The sequence below is a fragment of the Spirillospora sp. NPDC049652 genome, from assembly GCF_040675125.1.
GTDB lineage: Bacteria > Actinomycetota > Actinomycetes > Streptosporangiales > Streptosporangiaceae > Spirillospora.
On the sequence record NZ_JBFAOF010000982.1, the window covers coordinates 1 to 2,571 of the forward strand.

The following is a 2,571-nucleotide window of genomic DNA, read 5'->3' on the forward strand; positions in this document are numbered from 1 at the left end:
CGCGCACGAGGTCGGCCAGGATCTCGGGCAACGCGTGGGGTTCGACGCGCGCGCGGGTGGCGAGGGCGAGCGCGCGGGTCGGTTCGTCCACGAGCTCACGCGGGCGCGCGGGGACGACGGCCGTGCGCACTCCTCCCGCCGAGGCCGCCGCGCCGGCGAGTTCGTCCGGTCCCGCCCCGCCGGACGGGACGTCCACGACGAACTCGTCCACCACGCCCTCGGGGCCGAGCTGGACGGTCAGGCCGAGGATGTTCGCGCCGCGCGCGGCCAGCGCCGCCGTCAGGGCGGCGAGCCGGCCGGGGCGGTCCTCGATCTCGGTGCGGATGCGCAGCAGCGGCATGACCTGGTCCTTCCGGAGGTCCGGTGGGGTGTGCACGGGGTGTTCCCCGGGTGTGCTCGGGGCGTGCTCGGGTGTGCTGCCGCCACTGTCGCCCGCCGGTGTTACGGAACCGCTACACCCGCGTGAGGTGAGAGTTTCACCTTCGCCTCCGGTCTTGAGCGGGCCCGGGCGAGCGCTTAGCGTTCCGTAAGTGATCTGCGTCCTGTCCGCTCCCGGCGGAGCTTTCCGCCGCGCGGGGCGGTGAGAGAGGAGCTGCGCACCGGGCGGCTGGCGCTGCGCCCGGTGGGCATGGGCGACCACGCGGCGCTGCTGGCGCACTGGACGGGTCCGCTCGTCCGCCGGCACCTGTTCGGCGACCGCCGGGTCTCCGCCGAGCAGGTCACCGAGATCATCGCCGCCAGCCGGCGGGACTTCGCCGCCGCCGGCTACGGCCTGTGGGCGCTGCGCCCGGCGCCGCGCCGGTTCGGCGGGACGGAGCCGGCCGACCGCGCGCTGCTCGGGGTGGCCGGGCTCTGCGGCCCCGACGCGGTGGGCGACGTCGAGATGGTCTACAGCCTGCAACCGGACCGCTGGGGCCAGGGGCTGGCCGCCGAGGCGGGGCTGGCGGTGCTGCGGCACGCGTTCACGGCGGCGGGGCTGCGCCGGGTCACCGCCGAGATCGACATGGCGAACGCCTCGTCCCTCGCGGTCGCGCAGCAGCTCGGGATGCGGCACCAGGGGATGGGGCCCGGCGGGACGGCGATCTACGCGATCGACCGCACCCAGTGGATCGGAACGCGTCACGGACTGGCCAGGAGACAACAGGATCCGTCGCCAGAGATGCTTTAGAGCGTCGAATACAGCAGTATTGGCGCATGTCACCTGCGTCCGGCGCGGCCCCCGCCCCTCGCTCCGCCGCCTCTGCTCCACGCTCGCCCGCCCCGCGCTCCGCCGCGTTCGGGGACGGCGCGGTCTCCCACTGGTACCGCGAGCCCGGCCTCCCCGAGCCCGGCGATCCCCTGCCCGGTGCGCGTGCCGCCGACGTCTGCCTCGTCGGCGCCGGCTACACCGGCCTCTGGACGGCCTACTACCTCAAGAAGGCCCAGCCCGACCTGCGGATCGTCGTGCTGGAGAAGGAGTTCGCCGGGTTCGGCGCGTCCGGCCGGAACGGCGGCTGGGTCGTGGGCGAGATCGCGGGCTCGCGCGAACGGTACGCCCGCCGCCACGGACGCGAGGCGGCCGTCGCGCTCCAGCGCGCGATGTTCGCGACCGTGGACGAGATTCTGCGCGTGGCGAAGGAGGAGGGCATCGACGCCGACCTGGTGAAGGGCGGCGTCCTCAACACCGCGCGAAACGCCGCGCAGGAGGCCCGGCTGCGCGCGACCGTGGCCGAGAACCGCGCCTGGGGCTGGTCGCGCGAGGACATCGTGCTGCTGTCCGGGTGCGAGGCGGCCGAGCGCATCGGCGTCGCGGGCCAGCGGGCCGCGTCGTTCTCCCCGCACTGCGCCCGCGTCCAGCCCGCCCGGCTCGCGCGCGGCCTCGCCGCGACCGTCCGGGCGCTCGGCGTGGAGGTCTTCGAGAACACGCCGGTGCTGCGCGTCGTGCCCCGCCGCGACGGCCGTCCGGCCGCCGCCGTCACCCCGCACGGGACGGTCACGGCCGAGCACGTGATCCGCGCGACCGAGGGCTTCACCGCGCGGCTGGCCGGGCACCGCCGCGACTGGCTGCCGATGAACAGCTCCATGATCGTCACGACGCCGCTGCCGGACGCGGTGTGGGACGCGATCGGCTGGCGGCACGGCGAGGTGCTGGGCGACATGGCGCACTACTACATGTACGCGCAGCGCACCGCGGACGGCCGCATCGCGTTCGGCGGACGCGGCCGGCCCTACCGCTACGGCTCCGGGATCGACGACGCGGGCGCGACAAGTCCCGAGACCGCCGACCTGCTCTGGGAGATGCTGACCGGGATGTTCCCCGCCGTCGCGGGCGAGGCGAGCGTCGACCACGCCTGGTCGGGCGTCCTCGGCGTCCCGCGCGACTGGTGCTCCACCGCCGTCCTCGACCACCGCACCGGCCTCGGCCACGCGGGCGGCTACACCGGGCACGGCGTCGCGACCACCAACCTGGCCGGACGCACCCTGCGCGACCTGGTCCTGCGCCGCGACACCGAGCTGACCGCACTGCCCTGGGTGGGCTGGCGGGTGCGGCGCTGGGAGCCCGAGCCGCTGCGCTGGCTCGGCGTCCAGTCG

At 75.6% G+C, this 2,571-nt stretch carries 3 protein-coding genes; 2 read left to right on the forward strand and 1 reads right to left on the reverse strand.

Annotated features, from left to right (window positions below; translation table 11 throughout):
* On the reverse strand, nucleotides 1-376 hold a 376-nt coding region (locus AB0J52_RS35750; RefSeq protein ID WP_500187349.1), incomplete at its 3' end, for an ACT domain-containing protein.
* Nucleotides 377-580: 204 nt separating this feature from the next.
* On the opposite strand from AB0J52_RS35750, the gene AB0J52_RS35755 reads away from it, so the two are divergent.
* Both AB0J52_RS35755 and AB0J52_RS35760 read left to right on the forward strand, forming a co-directional pair.
* Nucleotides 581-1,168, forward strand: a complete 588-nt coding sequence (locus AB0J52_RS35755; protein ID WP_500187350.1) for a GNAT family N-acetyltransferase — start codon at nucleotides 581-583, stop codon at nucleotides 1,166-1,168.
* A 26-nt stretch (nucleotides 1,169-1,194) separates the two neighbouring features.
* Nucleotides 1,195-2,571: NAD(P)/FAD-dependent oxidoreductase (locus tag AB0J52_RS35760; RefSeq protein WP_500187351.1), on the forward strand; the 1,377-nt coding region annotated here is incomplete at its 3' end.